At 73.5% G+C, this 16,986-nt stretch carries 11 protein-coding genes and 1 pseudogene; 2 read left to right on the top strand and 10 right to left on the bottom strand.

Features of this window, described 5'->3' with window-relative positions; all coding sequences use genetic code 11:
- Positions 1-45: 45 nt before the first annotated feature.
- From ACTVZO_RS35470 to ACTVZO_RS35435, 8 genes are all read right to left on the bottom strand, one after another.
- The gene (locus ACTVZO_RS35470; protein WP_443302241.1) at positions 46-1,101 is read right to left on the bottom strand and encodes a hydrogenase expression protein HypE; all 1,056 of its coding nucleotides are present in this window, start codon (positions 1,099-1,101) and stop codon (positions 46-48) included.
- Positions 1,102-1,174: 73 nt separating this feature from the next.
- A complete protein-coding gene (locus ACTVZO_RS35465) occupies positions 1,175-2,944 on the bottom strand; it encodes a hydrogenase maturation protein (protein WP_443302240.1) in 1,770 nt (589 codons plus the stop codon).
- A 197-nt stretch (positions 2,945-3,141) separates the two neighbouring features.
- On the bottom strand, positions 3,142-4,047 hold the full coding sequence (locus tag ACTVZO_RS35460; protein ID WP_443302239.1) for a LysR family transcriptional regulator: 906 nt from the start codon (positions 4,045-4,047) through the stop codon (positions 3,142-3,144).
- 214 nt (positions 4,048-4,261) lie between these two features.
- Positions 4,262-7,576, bottom strand: a complete 3,315-nt coding sequence (locus ACTVZO_RS35455) for a TIM-barrel domain-containing protein (RefSeq protein ID WP_443302238.1) — start codon at positions 7,574-7,576, stop codon at positions 4,262-4,264.
- Between the two features lie 161 nt (positions 7,577-7,737).
- On the bottom strand, positions 7,738-7,944 hold the full coding sequence (locus tag ACTVZO_RS35450; RefSeq protein WP_443302237.1) for a hypothetical protein: 207 nt from the start codon (positions 7,942-7,944) through the stop codon (positions 7,738-7,740).
- 275 nt (positions 7,945-8,219) lie between these two features.
- Positions 8,220-10,013, bottom strand: coding sequence for an ABC transporter permease/substrate binding protein (locus ACTVZO_RS35445; RefSeq protein ID WP_443302236.1), 1,794 nt, complete (start codon positions 10,011-10,013; stop codon positions 8,220-8,222).
- On the bottom strand, positions 10,013-11,074 hold the full coding sequence (locus ACTVZO_RS35440; protein ID WP_443302235.1) for a quaternary amine ABC transporter ATP-binding protein: 1,062 nt from the start codon (positions 11,072-11,074) through the stop codon (positions 10,013-10,015). The genes ACTVZO_RS35445 and ACTVZO_RS35440 overlap by 1 nt, the downstream gene beginning before the upstream one ends.
- Positions 11,075-11,251: 177 nt before the next feature.
- Positions 11,252-12,079, bottom strand: coding sequence for a SigB/SigF/SigG family RNA polymerase sigma factor (locus ACTVZO_RS35435; protein ID WP_443303371.1), 828 nt, complete (start codon positions 12,077-12,079; stop codon positions 11,252-11,254).
- A 320-nt stretch (positions 12,080-12,399) separates the two neighbouring features.
- Here ACTVZO_RS35435 and ACTVZO_RS35430 point away from each other — a divergent pair, with 320 nt between their 5' ends.
- Positions 12,400-12,783 carry a MarR family transcriptional regulator gene (locus tag ACTVZO_RS35430; protein WP_443302234.1) on the top strand — a complete coding sequence of 128 codons (384 nt, stop codon included), beginning with the start codon at positions 12,400-12,402 and terminating at the stop codon, positions 12,781-12,783.
- Here ACTVZO_RS35430 and ACTVZO_RS35425 read toward each other — a convergent pair.
- Together ACTVZO_RS35425 and ACTVZO_RS35420 are read right to left on the bottom strand one after the other, a co-directional pair.
- Entirely contained in the window at positions 12,776-13,597 is an 822-nt protein-coding gene (locus ACTVZO_RS35425) for a GntR family transcriptional regulator (protein WP_443302233.1), read from the bottom strand. The two genes, ACTVZO_RS35430 and ACTVZO_RS35425, sit on opposite strands and share 8 nt — an antisense overlap.
- Positions 13,598-13,711: 114 nt before the next feature.
- Positions 13,712-15,328, bottom strand: a complete 1,617-nt coding sequence (locus ACTVZO_RS35420; protein WP_443302232.1) for an IucA/IucC family protein — start codon at positions 15,326-15,328, stop codon at positions 13,712-13,714.
- Between the two features lie 117 nt (positions 15,329-15,445).
- Between ACTVZO_RS35420 and ACTVZO_RS35415 the strand changes: the two are divergent.
- Positions 15,446-16,955, top strand: a pseudogene (locus tag ACTVZO_RS35415) (IucA/IucC family protein).
- The last annotated feature ends 31 nt before the right edge of the window (positions 16,956-16,986 follow it).

Below are 16,986 nucleotides of genomic sequence, written 5' to 3'. Positions count from 1 at the left end.
GCTGCGCGGAGTTCGTGATCGGTGTGGGACGTGCGGGGGGGGCGGTCACCAGGGCGGGCGGTAGCCCGTGGTCAGCTTCTGGCCGGCCCGGCGCCACTTGGGCTCCTGGTCCACGGTGTGCGCCGTGATCGCGCGGAGCCTGCGGACCACCGCCCCGTAGGCGCCGCTGGTCTTGCTGGACACCTTGGCGCCGGGGGGTTCGTCCATGAACGGCATGAACTTGTCCGGGAAGCCGGGCATCGTGCAGGCGATACAGATGCCGCCGACGTTGGGACAGCCTCCGATGCCGTTCATCCAGCCGCGCTTGGGGACGTTGCACTTGACGACGGGGCCCCAGCAGCCCAGCTTCACCAGGCACTGCGGCGAGTCGTAGGTCTTCGCGAACTGGCCCTGCTCGTAGTAGCCGGCCCGGTCGCAGCCCTCGTGGACGGTGGCGCCGAACAGCCAGGTCGGGCGCAGCTTGTCGTCGAGCGGGATCATCGGCGCCGAACCGGCCGCCTGGTAGAGCAGGTAGGTCAGGGTCTCCGAGAAGTTGTCCGGCTGGATCGGGCAGCCGGGCACGCACACGATGGGGATGCCGGCCTTCGAGGTCCAGTCCCAGCCCAGGTAGTCGGGCACGCCCATGGCCCCGGTGGGGTTGCCCTCCATGGCGTGGATGCCGCCGTACGTGGCGCAGGTGCCGATGGCGACGACCGCGAGGGCCTTGGGGGCCAGCCGGTCGATCCACTCGCTGGTGGTGATGGGCTGGCCGGTCTCGGGATCGTCGCCGAAGCCGCACCAGTAGCCCTCCGGCTTGATCCTCTCGTTGGGGATGGAGCCCTCGACGACGAGCACGAACGGGTCGATCTCGCCCCGCTCGCCCTTGAAGAACCACTCGATGAACGTGTCGGCGCCACCGACGGGCCCGCATTCGAAGTCGATCAGCGGCCAGTGCACCGCGATCTTGGGCAGCCCCGGCAGGACGCCCGTCACGATCTCCTCGATGCTGGGCTGCATGGCGGCCGTCAGGGATACGGAGTCGCCGTCGCAGCTCAGTCCCGCGTTGATCCAGAGGATGTGGATCGGGGGGTCTTCGACCGGTGCCGACGTCGCTGGATCCATGGGGATGCCTCCTCGGGGAGGTGCTCGGGGCGGTGTGCGGGGCGAGGCGGGGTCGACGGCCTCGTCTTTCTTGCTAACAGCCGGACGTACCGCGTGCCTCGTCTTGTGCCGCCAGTCCAGTGACCGGGCGCTGCCGGGACGGAAGCGGCGCCGTGTGCCTCCCGGCCGCGGGGCGGGCCAGGTGGGGCGGCGTGGCCGTCGCGGGCTCCTTGCGTACGAAGGCGCGGCGCAGGGCGTGGTAGGGGGCGTCGGGGTCGGAGAAGGTCTGTCCCATCAGCACCAGCTCGGCCTCCCGGTAGGCGGCCAGCGGCTTCTCCGCCTCGTCGCGGTCGCGCCGCGCCTTCTTGGCGGCGATCCGGGCGGCGGTGGAGGGCAGGGCGGCCAGCCGCGTCGCGAGCCGCGCCGTCTCGTCGGCGAACTCCCCGGGCGCGCAGGGCACCGTACGGTCGGCCAGCCCCAGCCGGAGCGCGGCCTCCGCGCTCAGCGGCAGGGCCTCGGTGGTGAGGCGCTCGGCGACGCCGGTGCCGACGCGGCGCGGCAGCGTGTACGTCCAGTACTCGGAGCCGTGCAGTCCCATCAGACGGTAGTGCGGGTTGAGGACCACGCCTCGGCGGCACCAGACCTCGTCGGCGGCGAGGGCGAGCATGGCCCCGCCTGCGGCGGCGTTGCCGCCGAGGGCGGAGACGACCAGGCGGTCGGTGGTCGTGAGCACGGCCTCGACCAGGTCGTCCATGGCGTGGATGTTGGCCCGGGACTCGGCGGCCGGGTCGGTGGCCGCCTCGATCACGCCCAGGTGGATGCCGTTGGAGAAGAAGTCGCGGCCCCCGCCGAGGACCAGCACGGTGGTGGGGCGGGAGCAGGCGGTCCGGTAGGCCTCCAGCAGGCGCCGGCAGTGGGCGGTGCTCATCGCGCCGCCGGGGAAGGCGAAGGACAGGAAGCCGGTCTGGCCCTCCTCCCGGTAGCCGATGTCGGACCAGGTGTTCCGGCGGGCGTCGGTGTGCAGCGGGGCCGGGTGTTCGCGCAGCACGGGCAGCCGGCCGGCGAGGGCCACGGTGGCGGGCAGCTTCGGGGCGGCGGGCCCGCCGGGGGTGCGGCGGGCCCGGAGTTCGGGGATCCAGACGGCGCCGTCGGCGGTGGCCCGGCAGACGGCTCCCGCCCGGGTGGCGAGCAGCTCCCCGGGACGGCCGCGCAGCCGGTCCTCGGCGTGGCCCCCGTGCAGGAACCACTCGGCGCCGAGCAGTTCGTCCCGTACGCCGGGCTGTGAGTCGGCGGCGCGCAGGACGCGCAGGACGCGTGCGGTGGAGTCCGTCCGCCAGTCGATCCGCCGGTGCTCCTGGCGCATCGCGGGACGCGGGTGCCCGCCGGTCTGGGGCCGCGGGGTGTGGGTGCCCGAGGCGAAGCGGCCGACGGCGAGGAGGACCGCCTCCAGGGCGGCGTCGGCGATCTCGCCGCGGTAGAGGTCGCTCTTGGCCACGGGCGGTACGGGGCACTCGACGTGGGCCCAGACGGCTCCGGCGTCCATCTCGGCCTCGGCCTGCAGGACGGTGACGCCCCATCGGACGGCCTGGTCGTGCAGTGCCCAGTCGAGCGAGGAGGGGCCGCGGTCGCCGACCGGTCCGGGGTGGACGATCAGACAGGTGTACGCGGACCAGACGTCCTCGGGGAGGGCGGTCCGCAGCATCGGCGCGATGACGAGGTCGGGCCGGTGGCGGTCGACGGCCTCGGCCAGGGGCAGGTGCGGCAGGGCGAGTTCGACCGCCACGCTGTGGCCGTGGTCGCGCAGCTCGGCGTGGACCCGCTGGGTGAGGCTGTTGAACGCGCTCGCGACGAGCAGGACGTGCACGTGATCTCCCCGCGGCGGCCGGATCCGCGGCGCCGGAGCGCCTCGGCTGATCGTGGCCGGAAGCCGACGCGAACGTCATGACCGGCCGCCTGAGATGCTCGGGCACCACGATGGCGTGCCGCCGGGCGCCGAGCGGTGGTGTCACCCGAAAGCGCGGCCCGCAGGGGCCACTCGGCCCTGGGGCGCACCGCCGCGGGTCAGCGGGCGGCGGCGCGGGCCGTGCAGCTGCGGGCCACCTCGGCGGCGAAGGCCCGGGCCGGCGGGGCCAGGGCCGACCAGCGGCGGACCGCCCAGCCGACGGCGAGGGGCGGCAGGCCGGGGATCGGGACCAGGCGCAGCGGGCCGTCGGTGCCGGGGACCCGCCAGCCGGGCAGCGCCGGTACGACGGCGTGGCCCAGGCCCAGTTCGGCGAGGAGCAGGGCGGTGTCCCAGTCGGCGACGCTGGTGTCGGAGCGGACCCGGATCCCGGCTTCGGCGAAGGCGGCGTCGAGGCGGGCGCGGGAGGCGGAGTTCTCCGGCAGCCGGACGTGGCGGACTCCGGAGAGGTCGGCGAGCTCGATGTGCGGGCGGGCGGCGAGGGGGTCGTCGGCGCCGACCGCGAGCACCCAGGGCAGTTCCATCACGGGACGCTGCTCGATGCCGCGGACCGGGGCTCCGATGGTGATCCAGGCGAGGTCGAGGTCGTCGGCGGCCAGCGCGTCGAAGCAGCCGCGGCTGGAGTTCTCGGTCTGGAACTCCAGGCTCACCCCGGGGTTGCGGCGGCGGAAGGTGACGACGGCCTCGGACATGAAGTGCCGGACGGTGGTCGCCCCGGTGGTGACGCGCACCGAGCCGCCCCCGCCCCGTACGAGGTCGTCCAGGCGGCGCAGGGCGCCGTCGAGGCCGGCGATGCCGTCGGCGGCGGCCGCCTGGAGGATGCGGCCGGCCTCGGTGGGCACCACTCCGCGGGCGTGGCGCTCCAGCAGGCTCGCGCCGGTCTGCTTCTCCAGGCGGCGGACGTGCTGGCTGACGGCGGACTGGGTGCGGCCGAGGTCGCGGGCCACGGCGCTGAGGCTCCCGGCGCGGCACACGGCCACGAACACGCGGAGGTCGTCGAGGGTCATGAGATCCAAGCTATCGCTTGGATGCAGGCAGCAAATCGGAGGATTGACTTGGATGTGAGGCGCCATCAGGATCGGTGCGGGACCGGGCGGCAACCCGTCCCGCGTCTCGCCACGGGGTCCGGAACCCAGGCGCGGACGGAAGACGGGTGCCGACCCGCCGCCCCCTCCCGCCCGCGGGCCGCCGAGCGGGCGGGCCCGGCGGCCGACGGGCGGGTCAGGGGGTGAAGGTCCAGCGCTGGGCGGGGGCCTCGGTACAGGCGGCCCGGGTGAGGCGGGTGCCGTTGGCGGTGCCGGACCCGGCCGGGGTGAGGCATTGGCCGGAGGTGCGCAGGGTGCTCTGGGGGCCCGCCTGCCAGGTCTGGCCGGCGCTGCCGTCGCAGGTACGGATCGTCACGCGGGCGGCGTCGGAGCCGTCCAGACAGACTCCGGCCAGGCCGGTGAGGCGGCCGTCGCCCTGCAGGGTCCAGCGTTGGTTCGGGCCTCCGTGGCAGGTGTAGAGGGTGGGCTCGGTGCCGGGGGTGGTGGCGCTGTGCGGCAGGTCCAGACAGCTCGCGGAGGCCGCGTTGACGAGGGTGGCCGCGGACGGCAGCGGGGCCGGGCGCCCGGTGAGGGTGATTTCGGCGGCGCTGGTCCACGGGCCTCGTCCACCGGCCTCGGTGAGGGCCCTCAGCTTCAGGTAGCGGCCGCTCTTCACGGACAGGGCGGCGCTCTTGGCCGCCGCGGTGTCGGCGAAGGAGCCGGTCGCCACGGGCGGGCCCCAGTCGGCGGTGGTGTCGGAGACGTAGACCTCGTAGTCGCCGATGCGGCCGTTGACCCCGCCGTCCTGGCGGGGCAGGTAGCCGAGGCCCTCCACCGCGTAGCGGGCGCCGAGGTCGAGCTGGATCTCGTGCGGGAGCGCGGCCGGGGTCCCGGAGGACCAGGCGGTGTGCCACTGCGTGCCCGGGTTGCCGTCGAAGGCGCGCGCGGCGGCACCGTTCTCGGCGGCGGTCTCCTGGCTGTCGGCCGAGACCAGGGACCAGCCCGACTGCGCGATGGGGGCGGCGGAGGGCAGGGGTCCGGCCGCCGGGACGGTGGTGCCCGCGGCCGAGACGCTGAAGGCGCCCGACTTCGCACCCGTCTTGATCCACAGCACTCCGGCGCGGTCCGCCGGGTCGAAGAACCAGCCCGAGGCGGCCGCGTCGTAGGCGGCCTTGGAGCCGAGGCGGGGCAGGGCGGACCCGTCCGCCGTGAGGGCGGTGGGGGCGGACGCCACGTGGAGGGTGAACTCGTACCCCCGGGAGGCCGGCTTGCCGGTGTAGCTGCCGGTGGGCGCGCCGACGGAGACGGTGACCGTGCCGGAACCCGAGGCCGGGGCGGTGACGTCGACCTGCTGGCGGGCGTAGGCCCCGGACTGGAAGGCGCGGGTGCGGCCGTCGTCCTCGTAGAGGCTGAAGGAGGAGTCGCCGCGCGGGTGGATGTCGTAGGTGAGGGTGGAGACGGGCTTCTCCCCCGTGTAGTTCATCTGCGGCCACATCGGCACGATGGCGCCGCCCTTGACGAAGAGCGGCAGGGTGTCCAGCGGGGCCTGGTAGCCGTTGAGCCAGCCCGGCCCCGCGTAGGTGCGGCCCGTCCAGTAGTCGGTCCAGGTGCCGGCGGGCAGGTAGATCCCGTCCCGTACGGAGGTGTCGGAGACGACGGGCGCGACGAGGAGGGAGTCACCGGCCATGAACTGGCCGCTCGTGAGGTTCCCCCGGGCCACCGGGTCGTCGGGGTGTTCGAGGACCATCGCGCGGGTGCTGGGCACACCGGTCTCGTGCGCGGTCCGGCTCATCGTGTAGAGGTACGGCATCAGCCGCATCTTGAGCTGGAGGTACTTGCGGTTGATGGACAGGTACGGCTCCGCGAAGCGCCAGGGCTGCTTGTCCTGGTAGCCGGCCGAGGGGCCGGTCGCGCCCCAGCCGGACATGGTCATGAAGGCGGGGGTGAAGGCCTTCCACTGGAGGTCGCGGGTGAACGTCTTGGGGCTGCCGCCGAAGATGCCGTCGACGTCGCCGGAGGCGTAGTTCAGGGCGGACAGGCCCGCGCCGGTGATGGCGGGGACGTGCCAGCGCATGTCGTCCCAGGTCCCGTGGGTGTCGCCGGTCCAGACGACGGCGTTGCGCTGGGTGCCGGCCCAGCCGTCGACGGTCCAGACGTAGCGCCGGGCGTCGGAGTTCCTCTCGATCCCCTCGACGGCCTGCTTCACCCCGTCGAAGGCGTACTTGTAGCCGCCGCCGATCCAGGCCACGTCCGTCTTCACCCCGCGGGAGCCGGCGTTGCCGACCTCGTCGGCGATGGAGCCGAGACCGGTGGAGGTCCACAGGCCGGTCTGGAAGCCCTTGGTCCGCAGCGCGTCCACGGTGGACTTGAGCGGTGCGGTGTAGCCGCAGCCGTAGCCGTCGTTGGGCAGGAACCAGCCTGAGGGCATGTCGGCGGCGCGCGCGTCGGCCGCGTATCCGACGACGTCCGGGGTGGTCTGGTGGCGCAGCCGGCCGTGGTCGCCCTGGTAGTCGGGGTTGGAGGCGTTGAAGCAGTCCGCGTTGCCCAGCTCGAAGCCCCACATCGGGGCCAGGAACGGTTTGCCGCTGACGTCGGTGTACGCGTCCAGCACCGACTTGAGGGAGGTGCCGGTGAAGTACCAGGCGTCGAAGCGGCTCTCGTCGTGGGAGAGGGCGGTGGGCGCGTCGAAGGCGTAGGAGCCCGGGGCCCAGGTGTTGCGCATGACGCCGTAGCCGTTGGTCGACATGTAGAAGGGGGCGGGGCTGGCGTTGTCGTTCTCGCGCCACTTGTTGTCGACCGCGACGGGCACGGTCTTGCCGCGCAGCGCCCATTCGCCCAGGCGCAGGCCGGTGCCGTAGAACTGCTCGTCCGCACCCCGGGCCAGGTACTGGGTGGTCCGGCCGGCCGTCCAGCTGGTGGGCTGGGTCTCCTGCCAGACGAGGGTGGTGTCGTCGGCCCGGTAGACGGCGAAGCGGAGGGGGGACTTGTAGACCCGGATGGACAGGGCTCCGGTGGTGATCCGGTAGTACGCGCCCGTGTCGGACGAGCTCGTGGTGACGGGGCCGAAGTCGGTGGTGGGCGCGAGGTCGGTGCCGGCCGGGTCGTTCGTGAAGGCCCCGTCGGGCGAGAGCCAGAGCCGGAAGATGTCGGACCGGGCGACGACCACGCGGGCCTTGGCACCGCTGGAGGCCGTGACGGTGAAGGTGTTGCCGGACCGGCCGAAGGCGGTGACGTTGCCGGCCGTGGCCGTGGCACCGGCGGGGGCCGCGGCGGCGGACGGGGCCGCCGGCCCGGCGGCGGCCAGCCCCGCGACGGCGAGCAGGCCCGCGAACAGGGCCGCCCTGGTGCGCCGCAGCCGGGAGCGGGCGGCGGGTGCGCCCCCGCCCCCGCCCCCGCCCCCGGTCCTGGTCCTGGTCCTCGTCCTGGTCGTGGTCGTGGTCCTCGTCCTGGTCGTGGTCCTGGTCCTGGTCCTGGTCCTGGTCCTGGTCCTGCGGATGCCTGGCAGTCTCATGGGGCAGCTCCTCGTGCGGTCCGGATCGCGGACACACCTCTTTGGCATGCACCTGGCAAGATAGCGCCCGGCAGGGCTCCACTGAAGGATGATGCTCGAAATCTCTCCCTACCACGCATCTTTGCGCATGGATTCGGCAGCCGGCCCGGCGCCGGGGTGCCTCAGAGGCTGACCGCCAGCACCGGCGGAGCCGGGGAGGACCACTGGTGACCGCAGGGGTCGAAGGCCAGCACCACCGGACGGCCCGGCCGCTGGCGCCAGGAGATGCGCTCCGGCGCGCGCTCGCAGACCGGGCAGCACGGCAGCGGACCGGGATCCGGAGGGCACGCGGGTGCGGCCGCGAGCGGTGTGGCGTGCGGATCGCGCATGGAGTCTCCCTGGTCGTGCGGTTGGACTGCTCGCACTGTGCCATGGAGAGGCCCTGGTCCGCACGGGCGAATCCTCCAGCGTTTTGGCTGGTCAGAGGTGTAGTCACCAGGAGGATTCCGGTCCTCTTGGGGGCACTTGGTGACCAACCGCACGCACCGTACGCCGCTCACCGGCGGCTCGCCGGCCGCGCACCGCCGCCCATCAGGCCCGATACGCCACAGCGCGCCCCGGGATCCACACCGCGTGGACCCGGGGCGCGCTGCGCCGGCTCGTGTCAGGCCGGTGTGCCGACCTCGGGGTGCTCGGCCAGCCAGGCGCGGACCGCCTGCTGCTCCTTGCCCTTGCCGGTGTCCTGGATCTTCGCCTCCAGGCTGGTCAGCTGCTGCTCGGTGAGCTTGAAGGAGCTCAGCCAGCGCGCCACCTCGGGCTCGTCGGCCGCGAAGCCCTTGCGGGCCAGGGTGTGGATGCCGTCGCCCGTGCCCCAGACCCCCTTCGGGTCCTCCAGCTTGGTCAGCTCGTACGAGGAGTACGCCCAGTGCGGGGACCACAGCACGGTCACGACGGGCTCCTTCTTGTCGTAGGCCCGCTTGAGCTCGGCGAGCATGCCGGGCGTGGAGCCGTCGACGACCTGGTACTCGCCCTCGAGGCCATACTCCTTGAGGACCTTGTCCTTCAGGATCGACATGACGCCCGCGCTCGGCTCGATGCCGATGATGCGGCCCTTGAACTGCGCGGACTTGCCCTTCAGGTCGGCGAGCGAGCGCACGTCCTTCACGTACGAGGGCACGGACAGCTCCAGCGACGTGGGGCCGTACCAGGAGCCGAGGTCCTCCAGCTTGTTCCCGTACTTCTCCCAGTACTGGGCGTGGGTGACGGGCAGCCAGGAGTCGGTCTGGAAGTCCAGCTGACCGCCGGCCAGGCCGGTGTAGAGCGCGCCCGCCTCGAGCTGCCGGGCGTCGACCTTGAAGCCGCGCCGTTCCAGGAGCTCCTTCCACAGGAAGGTGGAGGCGATGCCCTCGTCCCAGGGGATGTAGCCGACGGAGAGCGTGCGGCCCTTGCCGACGTCGGCGGCGCCGGCCGGCCGGTCCTCGGCGGACGGACCGCCGAAGGTGCCCAGGCCTCCGGCGACGAGGGCGAGGACCACGGCCCCGGCGATGGCATGGGCGGGCTGGGGGCGGTGGTTCCACACCTTGGCCGCGCCGGTGGCGGCGGACCGCGCCTTGGCGAGGGCTCGGCGGCCGAGCGGGGAGACCTGGCGGCCGAGGGCACCGGTCATCCGGTCGAGGTACATGGCGAGGATCACGATCGAGATGCCGGCCTCGAACCCGAGGCCGATGTCCACGTTGCCGATGGCCCGGTAGACGGCGCCGCCGAGGCCGCCGCCGCCGACCATGCCCGCGATGACGACCATGGACAGGCCCAGCATGATGACCTGGTTGACCCCGGCCATGATGGTCGGCAGGGCCAGCGGCAGCTGGACGCGGACGAGGGTGTCGCGCGGCGCGGTGCCGAAGGCGTCGGCCGCCTCGACCAGTTCCGGGTCCACCTGGCGGATGCCGAGCTCGGTCATCCGTACGCCCGGGGGGAGCGAGAAGATGATGGTCGCGATGATGCCGGGCACCACGCCGACCCCGAAGAAGATGATGCCGGGGATCAGGTAGACCATGGCCGGCATGGTCTGCATGAAGTCCAGGACGGGCCGCAGGACGGCGCTGACCCGGTCCGAGCGCGAGGCCCAGATGCCGAGCGGGACGGCGAAGAGCAGCGTCACGAGGGTGGCGACCAGCACCAGCGACAGCGTGGACATGGCCTCGGACCACAGGCCGACGGAGTCGACGAGGGCGAAGCCCGCGAAGGCCAGCAGGCCCGCGAGGAGTCCGCGCAGCCACCAGGCTCCGACGGCGAGGATGCCCGCGAACAGCAGCGGGGCAGGGGCGGACAGGACGGCGTCGATGCCGTCGTAGAGGCCGGTGACGACCGCGCTGATCGCGTCGAACAGCCAGGACAGGTGGCTCTGGAGGAAGTCGACACCGCTGTCGACCCAGGCACCGAGGTGCAGGCGGGGCATCAGGCGGCCACCTCCGCGCAGGCCATCGGGGGCCGCGGTTCGTCGCCGATGAAGGCGATGAGGCGGTCCTGCGGAACGCTGCCGATGACGGCGCCGTCCGCGTCGGTCACGGCGACCGGGTGCGGGACCCGGGCGCTGACGGCGCACAGGTCGGCGAGCGGGGTGCCGGCGGAGACGGTGGGGCAGGCGCAGGCGTCCGCGCCGGCGGGTGCCTCGTCCATGACGGCATCGGCCGTGAGGACGCGCGACCGGTCGACGTCCTGGATGAAGGAGGCGACGTAGTCGTCGGCGGGGCGGGTGAGGATGTCCTCGGCGGTGCCCTGCTGGACGATGCGCCCGTCGCGCATGACGGCGATGCCGTCACCCAGGCGCATGGCCTCGTTGAGGTCGTGGGTGATGAAGACGATGGTCTTCTTCAGCCGCCGCTGGAGTTCGAGGAGCTGGTCCTGCATGTCGCGGCGGATCAGCGGGTCGAGGGCGCTGAAGGACTCGTCCATCAGCAGCAGGTCGGCGTCGGTGGCCAGGGCGCGGGCCAGACCCACGCGCTGCTGCATGCCGCCGGACAGCTCGTCGGGCCAGGACTTCTCCCAGCCGCCGAGCCCGCACAGCTCCAGGGCCTCGGCGGCCCGCCGCTCGCGCTCGGCCGGGGGGACACCCTGGACCTCCAGTCCGTACGCGGCGTTCTTGAGGACATCGCGGTGCGGGAACAGCGCGAAGTGCTGGAAGACCATGCTGATCTTGGTGGACCGCACCCGGCGCAGCTCGCGCGCGCCGAGCGCGGTGAGGTCCTCCCCGTCGAAGAGGATGCGTCCCGCGGTGGGCTCCAGCAGGCCGTTGAGCATGCGCAGCAACGTGGACTTGCCGGATCCCGACAGACCCATGACGACGAAGATCTGGCCGGGCTCGACGCTGAACGAGGCGTCGATCACCGCGGCGGTCGTACCGTCGGCGCGCAGGTCCTCGCGGTCGGCGCCCTCCCGGAGCGCGCGGACCCCCGCCGCCTCTCTGTCGGGGTGCCTCCCGAACACCTTGTAGACGTGCTCGGCTTGGAGCGTGGACACATGTACCTCGCGGGTCGTACCGGGTACGGCACGCGCCGGTCTCGCGGCCGGCGGGCCGTGGAGCGGGGCGGGATCTGCCCGCGTGCGCCACTCACTCCGGCGGGATCCGCCGGTGTGGATGGTTCCACTCCAGCCCCGCTGGTTCCCGGCATTCACCAGCGCAAACGCAAAGGTGATCTACCTCACGGCCGCGGCCCGGTCCGCCGGCCCCGGTTCGTCCTCCAGCATCGACTCGCGCAGGTGTCCCAGGATCCGGTTCAGCAGCCGCGAGACCTGCATCTGCGAGATGCCGAGCGCGGCGCCGATCTGAGCCTGGGTCAGCTCCTCGCCGAAGCGCATCCGCAGCATCCGCCGCTCGCGCTCGCTGAGCCGCTCCAGCAGCGGAGCCAGGGTCTGGATGTCCTCGACCAGTTCCATGGCCGGCTCGTCCTCGCCGATGACCTCGGCGAGCGTGTGCCCCTCGGCCTGACCGCCGCCGTACTCGTACGCGGCCGCCTGCGGGGCGTCCAGGGAGCCGCTGGTGTGACCGTTGGCGGCGAAGAGCCCCTCGATCACCTCTTCCTCGGAGAGGTCGAGGCGGTCGGCGAGATCCGCGACGGTGGGCGACCGGTCGAGCTCGCTCGTGAGGGACTCCTTCGCCTTCGCGATGTCGATGCGCAGCTCCTGGAGCCGGCGCGGGACGCGGACGGCCCAGGAGGTGTCGCGGAAGTGCCGCTTGATCTCGCCTGTGATGTACGGCATGGCGAGCGTGGAGAACTCGTTCTCGCGGGCCGGGTCGAACCGGTCGATGGCCTTGATCAGGCCGATGGTGCCCACCTGGACGATGTCGTCGATGTCACAGCCCTCACCGCGGTTGCGGAAGCGGCGCACGGCGAACTGGACGAGTGAGGCGTTCATCTCGATGAGGGTGTTGCGGACGTACTGGTACTCCGCGGTGCCCTCGGTCAGCGAGCGCAGCCGCCGGAAGAAGACCTTCGAGAGCTCCCTCGCGTCCGCGGGGGCCATCTCCCGGGGGTCGTCGATCCGCGGCACCCCGGCACTGCGGGCCGCCGAATCGGCGCTGCGGCGCGGGCTCGGGACGGTGGCCGGAGCTGCGGTGGCGTGCGCGGCGGGAGCGGAGGCGCCGCCAGAGACGGCGCCGGTATGGGAGTACGGGGCAGGGACCGGCATGGGGTTCGCTCCTTGGGCTGGTCGGCTTGCGGCGCGGGACCTTGACTGCCGTAGATGGTGGCCTTCTTCTCCTCTCCCGTCAAGAATTACCGGAAATGCTTTTCACGTCTTGCGTCACGTGAATCACTCATCGCATCATGACTGCTATGGGGAGCATGTCTCAACGGAACAACTGGACGTTCCTGACCAATCACGCCCGCGTCCTGGTGACCATCGCCCGGGACCCGGCCGTACGGCTCAGGGACGTCGCCGCCGTGTGCGGACTGACCGAGCGCACCGTCCAGACGATCGTCACCGACCTGGAGACGGACGGGTACCTGCGGCGCGTCCGCGACGGCCGACGCAACCGCTACGAGATCTCCCCCGGTGCGGTCTTCCGCCACCCGGCCGAGGCGGGCGTCCAGGTGGCCGGCCTCCTCGCCCTGCTGACCGGCGCCGCCGCCGACCCGGACGCCCCGCCGCCGACCCCGGACCTGACCGGCCCCCAGGCCACCGAGCTCCTCGGCATCGCCCCTGCCCTCGACCCCTCTGCTACGTGACGCGGAAGCCGGTGACCGGACGGTCGCTGTGATCACGCCGGTCGCTGCGAGCACCGCGATCGGGCAGGTCGCGGTGGAAGGTCAGCCGGTCCCAGGTGGGAAAGGCCAGGTCGGTGAGGGTCAGCAGCCGGCCCGAGGTGTCGTGCAGGGTCCGGCGCACCGTCAGACCGCAGGTCTGCGCGGCGGCCGGCGGATGGGTGATGCGGGTCATGGTCAGGGTCTCGGCGACCCGGCCGTCCGCCTCGGCCCGGTCGAGCCAGCGGTGCAGGGGGGCCAGATCCTCGTCCCGGACCGCCGTCGGCCGCTCCCGGTAGCGGGCGAGCTCGGGGCTCCGCGCGACGGCGTCCCGGCTGAAGTAGGTGACGGCGTGCCGCAGGGTCTCCCCCGCCGGGCCGCGCTCGCGCAGGTGGTGCACAAGGGTCCGCTCGCCTCCGCACACGCCGAGCGGGTCGGCGAGCGAGGGCGGTACGGTGACCAGCGTCAGCCAGCTCTGCGTACGGACGGATACGGGCCGGGGTGCGGGCGCGGACCCCGTTGCGGGCGATGCGGGCGATGCGGGCACCGCGGCCCCGGCAGCCGTGACGGCGCGCGTGCCGCGGCGGCCGGTGACGACGAGGCCGTCCTCGCGCAGGTGCTGGAGCGCGGCCCGGATGGTCTGCCGGTTCACCTGGTAGCGCGCGGCCAGGCTGCGCTCCGAGGGCAGTCTGCCGCCGGGGGACTGCGCGGCGCGTTCGAGTTCGTCCCGCAGCGCTGCGGCGATCCGCTGGTACTTGGGCATGACGGCCGGGCCGCCGCCCCGCGAAGGGGAGGGCATGGCTTCTCCTCTGACGGGTGGTCAAGGACTGCGCGGTCTGCCCGACCAACCTAGCATTGGTCTATACCTTTGGGTGAGGCGAGTTCGCGGACCCGGCGCACGTTGGCCGGTTCCCTACCCCCGCAGCGGGTTCGGCAGCGGCAGGTAGCGGGCGTCCGCGCCGTCCGCCCGCGTCCAGCGCAGCAGCAGGTTGGTCTTGGCCGGCAGGGCGGGGGCGGCGAGCAGTTCCGCGATCTCGGGGAGCCCGCGCTCGGCGTCGTAGCGCAGGAACTCCTCCCGGACGGCCGGCCACACGAGCCCGGAGATGTCCGGATGCCGTTCGCCGAGCGCCCCGGCGATCTCCGCCAGGTTGTTGACGACCAGGCAGTAGACCAGCCGCTGCCAGGCCGCACCGCGCTCGGGGTCGGGCAGCAGCCTGACCCCCTCCGCGTCCCGGAAGAGGGCCTGGACCGGCATGCCCGCCGCGTCGACGGCGATCACGGTGTTCTGGAGGTGCGCCTCCAGCACCACGCCGTGCCGCGCGAACAACTCCAGTACCGGGGGCACGACCTGGCGCAGGTACGCCCGCCACCAGGCGGCCGGGTCGGCGGCCAGGTCGAGGGGGCTCCCGGCGTAGCCCTCGGCCAGGGCCGCGGCCAGCAGCGGGGTGGCCCCGGGCACGAGGTGCCCGTACGCGTGCGTGTCCCCGAGCCCGTCCCCGAGCCCGTCCGCGAGCCCGAGCCCGGACCCGTGCCCGTCCCGGGCACCGAAGCCGTCGCGGACCAGGACGGCGAGTTCCTCGAAGGCGAAGCCGGCGGTGCGGTAGCCGCGGTCGGCGAGCCAGACCGCGGCCGAACCCGCCCGGTGCAGCGCGGCGAAGCCCGCCTCCACCGCCGCGTCGGTGCGCCGCAGCTTCAGCAGGTCGTGGCGCCACAGGCGGCGCACGTCGTTGGTGATCCGGACGTCGAGGCTGAACTTCACGAAGAGGTCGGCCGCGGGCGACGGTACGTACAGGGTCCGGATCGAGGCGGTGGGCCAGACGGGCAGGCGGCTCTCGCCGAGCCGCAGCAGCCGCCCGTCGGCGAAGGCCTCGCGCACCGGCGGCCGGGAGCCGACCAGGTCCAGCTGCCAGGGGTGGGCGGGCAGCAGCCGGTATCCGGCGGGCGGGCGCGGTCCGCCGAGGGTGTCGGCGAGGGAGTCGATCGCCGCGGCGGCGGCCGCACCGCCCTCCTCGACGGCCTGGTCCTCGCGCAGCCCCAGGAAGGCCAGCGGGAAGCGGGCGCGGGCTTCCGGCGCGTACCGCAGCCAGCTCGCGGCCGGTGCCCCGCCCCGCGCCTTGGGCGCCGGGTGGTGCGGATGGCCCATCACCAGGGACTGCTCGGAGAGGAGGTACGGATCGGCCGGCGGCTCGGCGGCGGAGCGGGCGGCCAGCAGCGCGGCGACGGCGTCCCGGCTGTCGTTGATCTCGACGGGCAGTTCGTCGTTCGGGACTCCGGTGTACCGGCCCAGCTCGTCGGAGGTGAGTTTGACCAGTTCGGTGTGGCCGAGCCGGTGCCAGCCGTCCGCCGTACGCAGTTCGGGGCGCTGGGGGCGGCGGACGCCCCGCACCCGGAGCAGCCGTCCGCTGCCGCGGAGCCGGTAGACCCCCGCGCCGTGGTCCGCGGCCGGTTCGGCGGCCTCCCGGAGCAGACAGTTCAGGAGTGGGGTGGCCGCGTAGGCGTCGGCGGCGGCGTTGATGTCCACTGGTTCCATTCGGTCCTGTCCGGTGCGCCGGGGGTCAGCGCAAGCGCCCACCGGCCGTGATCCTCAGTATCCGCGATGATGAAGTGATCATCCTGAAACGCGATCCCGAGGTGCGGAGCTCCCAGCATGTATTTTCCCGCTTCCCCCGCCGAAGAGGCGGTCGCAGCAGAGCTGGTCTCGGTGCGCCCCGCGCTCGAACCGGCGTACACCGGCGCACTCGGCGGCACGGTCGGCCGTACTGACCCGGCTGTGGCGGGCCCTGGCCTTCGAACCGCTGCCGTGGGTGCTCGGCCGCGAGCGCGGCGCCGACGGGCTGACGCTGCTGCTGGCCGGGGGCGGCCGCCTGGAGGGCCCGCCGCCGGACGCCTACGCCACCACCCCGTACGTGCGGGAGCTGCTGCTCGACGGCAAGCCCCACCGGCAGGCGGGGCGGCTGATGGAGGCTATGGGCGTGCCGCACGGTGCGGAGTTCGCCGCGGAGCTCGACGGCAGCACGGCCTCCCTCGCGCTCTCCCGGGCCGGACAGCCGGCCGCGCAGCCGGACCCGCGGACCACCCGGGAGTGGGAGCAGCGGGTGGTCGACGGGCATCCCTACCACCCGAACTGCCGTTCCCGGCCCGGCTTCTCGGTGACCGAGGAGCTGGCGTACGCGCCCGAGCACCGGCCGGTGGTGGATCTCGGGCTGATCGCCGTACGGACCGAGGAGTGCCTGGTGACCGGCGGCTGGCCGGCGGAACTGCGGGACGGCGGGCGAATCCTGGTCCCGGTGCACCCGTGGCAGGCGGAGCACGTGCTGGCGCACCGGCGCGTACGGGACGGGTTCGCGGCGCATCCCCTGATGGCGCTGCGGACGCTCGCCCCGGTGGCGGGCGGCGCGCACGTCAAGACGGCGCTCAGCACCCGGCTGACCTCCTCCGTACGGGACATCTCCGGCTACTCGATCGAGACGGCGGCGGCCGTGTCCGCCTTCGCCCAGGCGCTGTCCGAGCGGCTCGACGGACGGCTGCACGTCACCCGGACGCTGGGCGCCGTCACCGCGCACAGCCCGGACCTCGCGGCCGTGCTGCGCGAGCCTCCCGAGGTGTACGCGGACACCGCGGCGGGCGAACGGGTCCTCCCGGTGGCCGCGCTGGCCGGGTTCCCGCCGGCGCGCTCGGCGGACTGGCTGGCCGGGTTCGCCCGTCTCGTCCTGTCGGTGTCCTTGCGCGTGCTGGAGCTCGGCGTGGCCCTGGAGGCCCACGGCCAGAACCTCCTGGTCGTCCTGTCGGCGACCGGCGACCCGCTGCGGCTGGTCTACCGCGATCTCGCCGACATCCGGATCAGCCCGGCGCGGCTGGTCCGGCACGGGCTGCCGGTGCCGCCCCTGTCCGGGCGGCTGGTCACCGACGACGTGGCGGTCCTGCGGCGCAAGCTCTTCGGCTCCGTGCTGACGGGGGCGCTCGGCGCCACGGCGGGCTCGGCCGGGGCCTTCGCCGAGGCCCTCGCCGCCGCGGTGGCGGGACTGCCGGCCACGGCCGACACCGAGGCCCTGCTGACCGGCGGGCTGCCCACCAAGGCGCTCACCCTGATGCGGCTGAGCCCGGGCGTACCGGGCGACCAGTGGACGGAGCTGCCCAATCCGCTGGCCGGGGGGTGAGCCGGGCCGGTGAGCCGCGCTACGGGAGAGC

This window comes from Streptomyces sp. IBSNAI002, from assembly GCF_052244475.1.
Taxonomy (GTDB): Bacteria; Actinomycetota; Actinomycetes; order Streptomycetales; family Streptomycetaceae; genus Streptomyces.
The sequence above is the reverse complement of the archived record's forward strand: the minus strand, read 5'-3'. Positions and strand labels throughout refer to the sequence as shown.

Coding starts and splice junctions, on each gene's coding strand:
- ACTVZO_RS35470 (WP_443302241.1), bottom strand. CDS start 1,101: ATGGATCCAGCGACGTCGGCACCGGTCGAAGACCCCCCGATCCACATC.
- ACTVZO_RS35460 (WP_443302239.1), bottom strand. CDS start 4,047: ATGACCCTCGACGACCTCCGCGTGTTCGTGGCCGTGTGCCGCGCCGGG.
- ACTVZO_RS35455 (WP_443302238.1), bottom strand. CDS start 7,576: ATGAGACTGCCAGGCATCCGCAGGACCAGGACCAGGACCAGGACCAGG.
- ACTVZO_RS35450 (WP_443302237.1), bottom strand. CDS start 7,944: ATGCGCGATCCGCACGCCACACCGCTCGCGGCCGCACCCGCGTGCCCT.
- ACTVZO_RS35445 (WP_443302236.1), bottom strand. CDS start 10,013: ATGCCCCGCCTGCACCTCGGTGCCTGGGTCGACAGCGGTGTCGACTTC.
- ACTVZO_RS35435 (WP_443303371.1), bottom strand. CDS start 12,079: ATGGCCCCCGCGGACGCGAGGGAGCTCTCGAAGGTCTTCTTCCGGCGG.
- ACTVZO_RS35430 (WP_443302234.1), top strand. CDS start 12,400: ATGTCTCAACGGAACAACTGGACGTTCCTGACCAATCACGCCCGCGTC.
- ACTVZO_RS35425 (WP_443302233.1), bottom strand. CDS start 13,597: ATGCCCTCCCCTTCGCGGGGCGGCGGCCCGGCCGTCATGCCCAAGTAC.
- ACTVZO_RS35420 (WP_443302232.1), bottom strand. CDS start 15,328: ATGGAACCAGTGGACATCAACGCCGCCGCCGACGCCTACGCGGCCACC.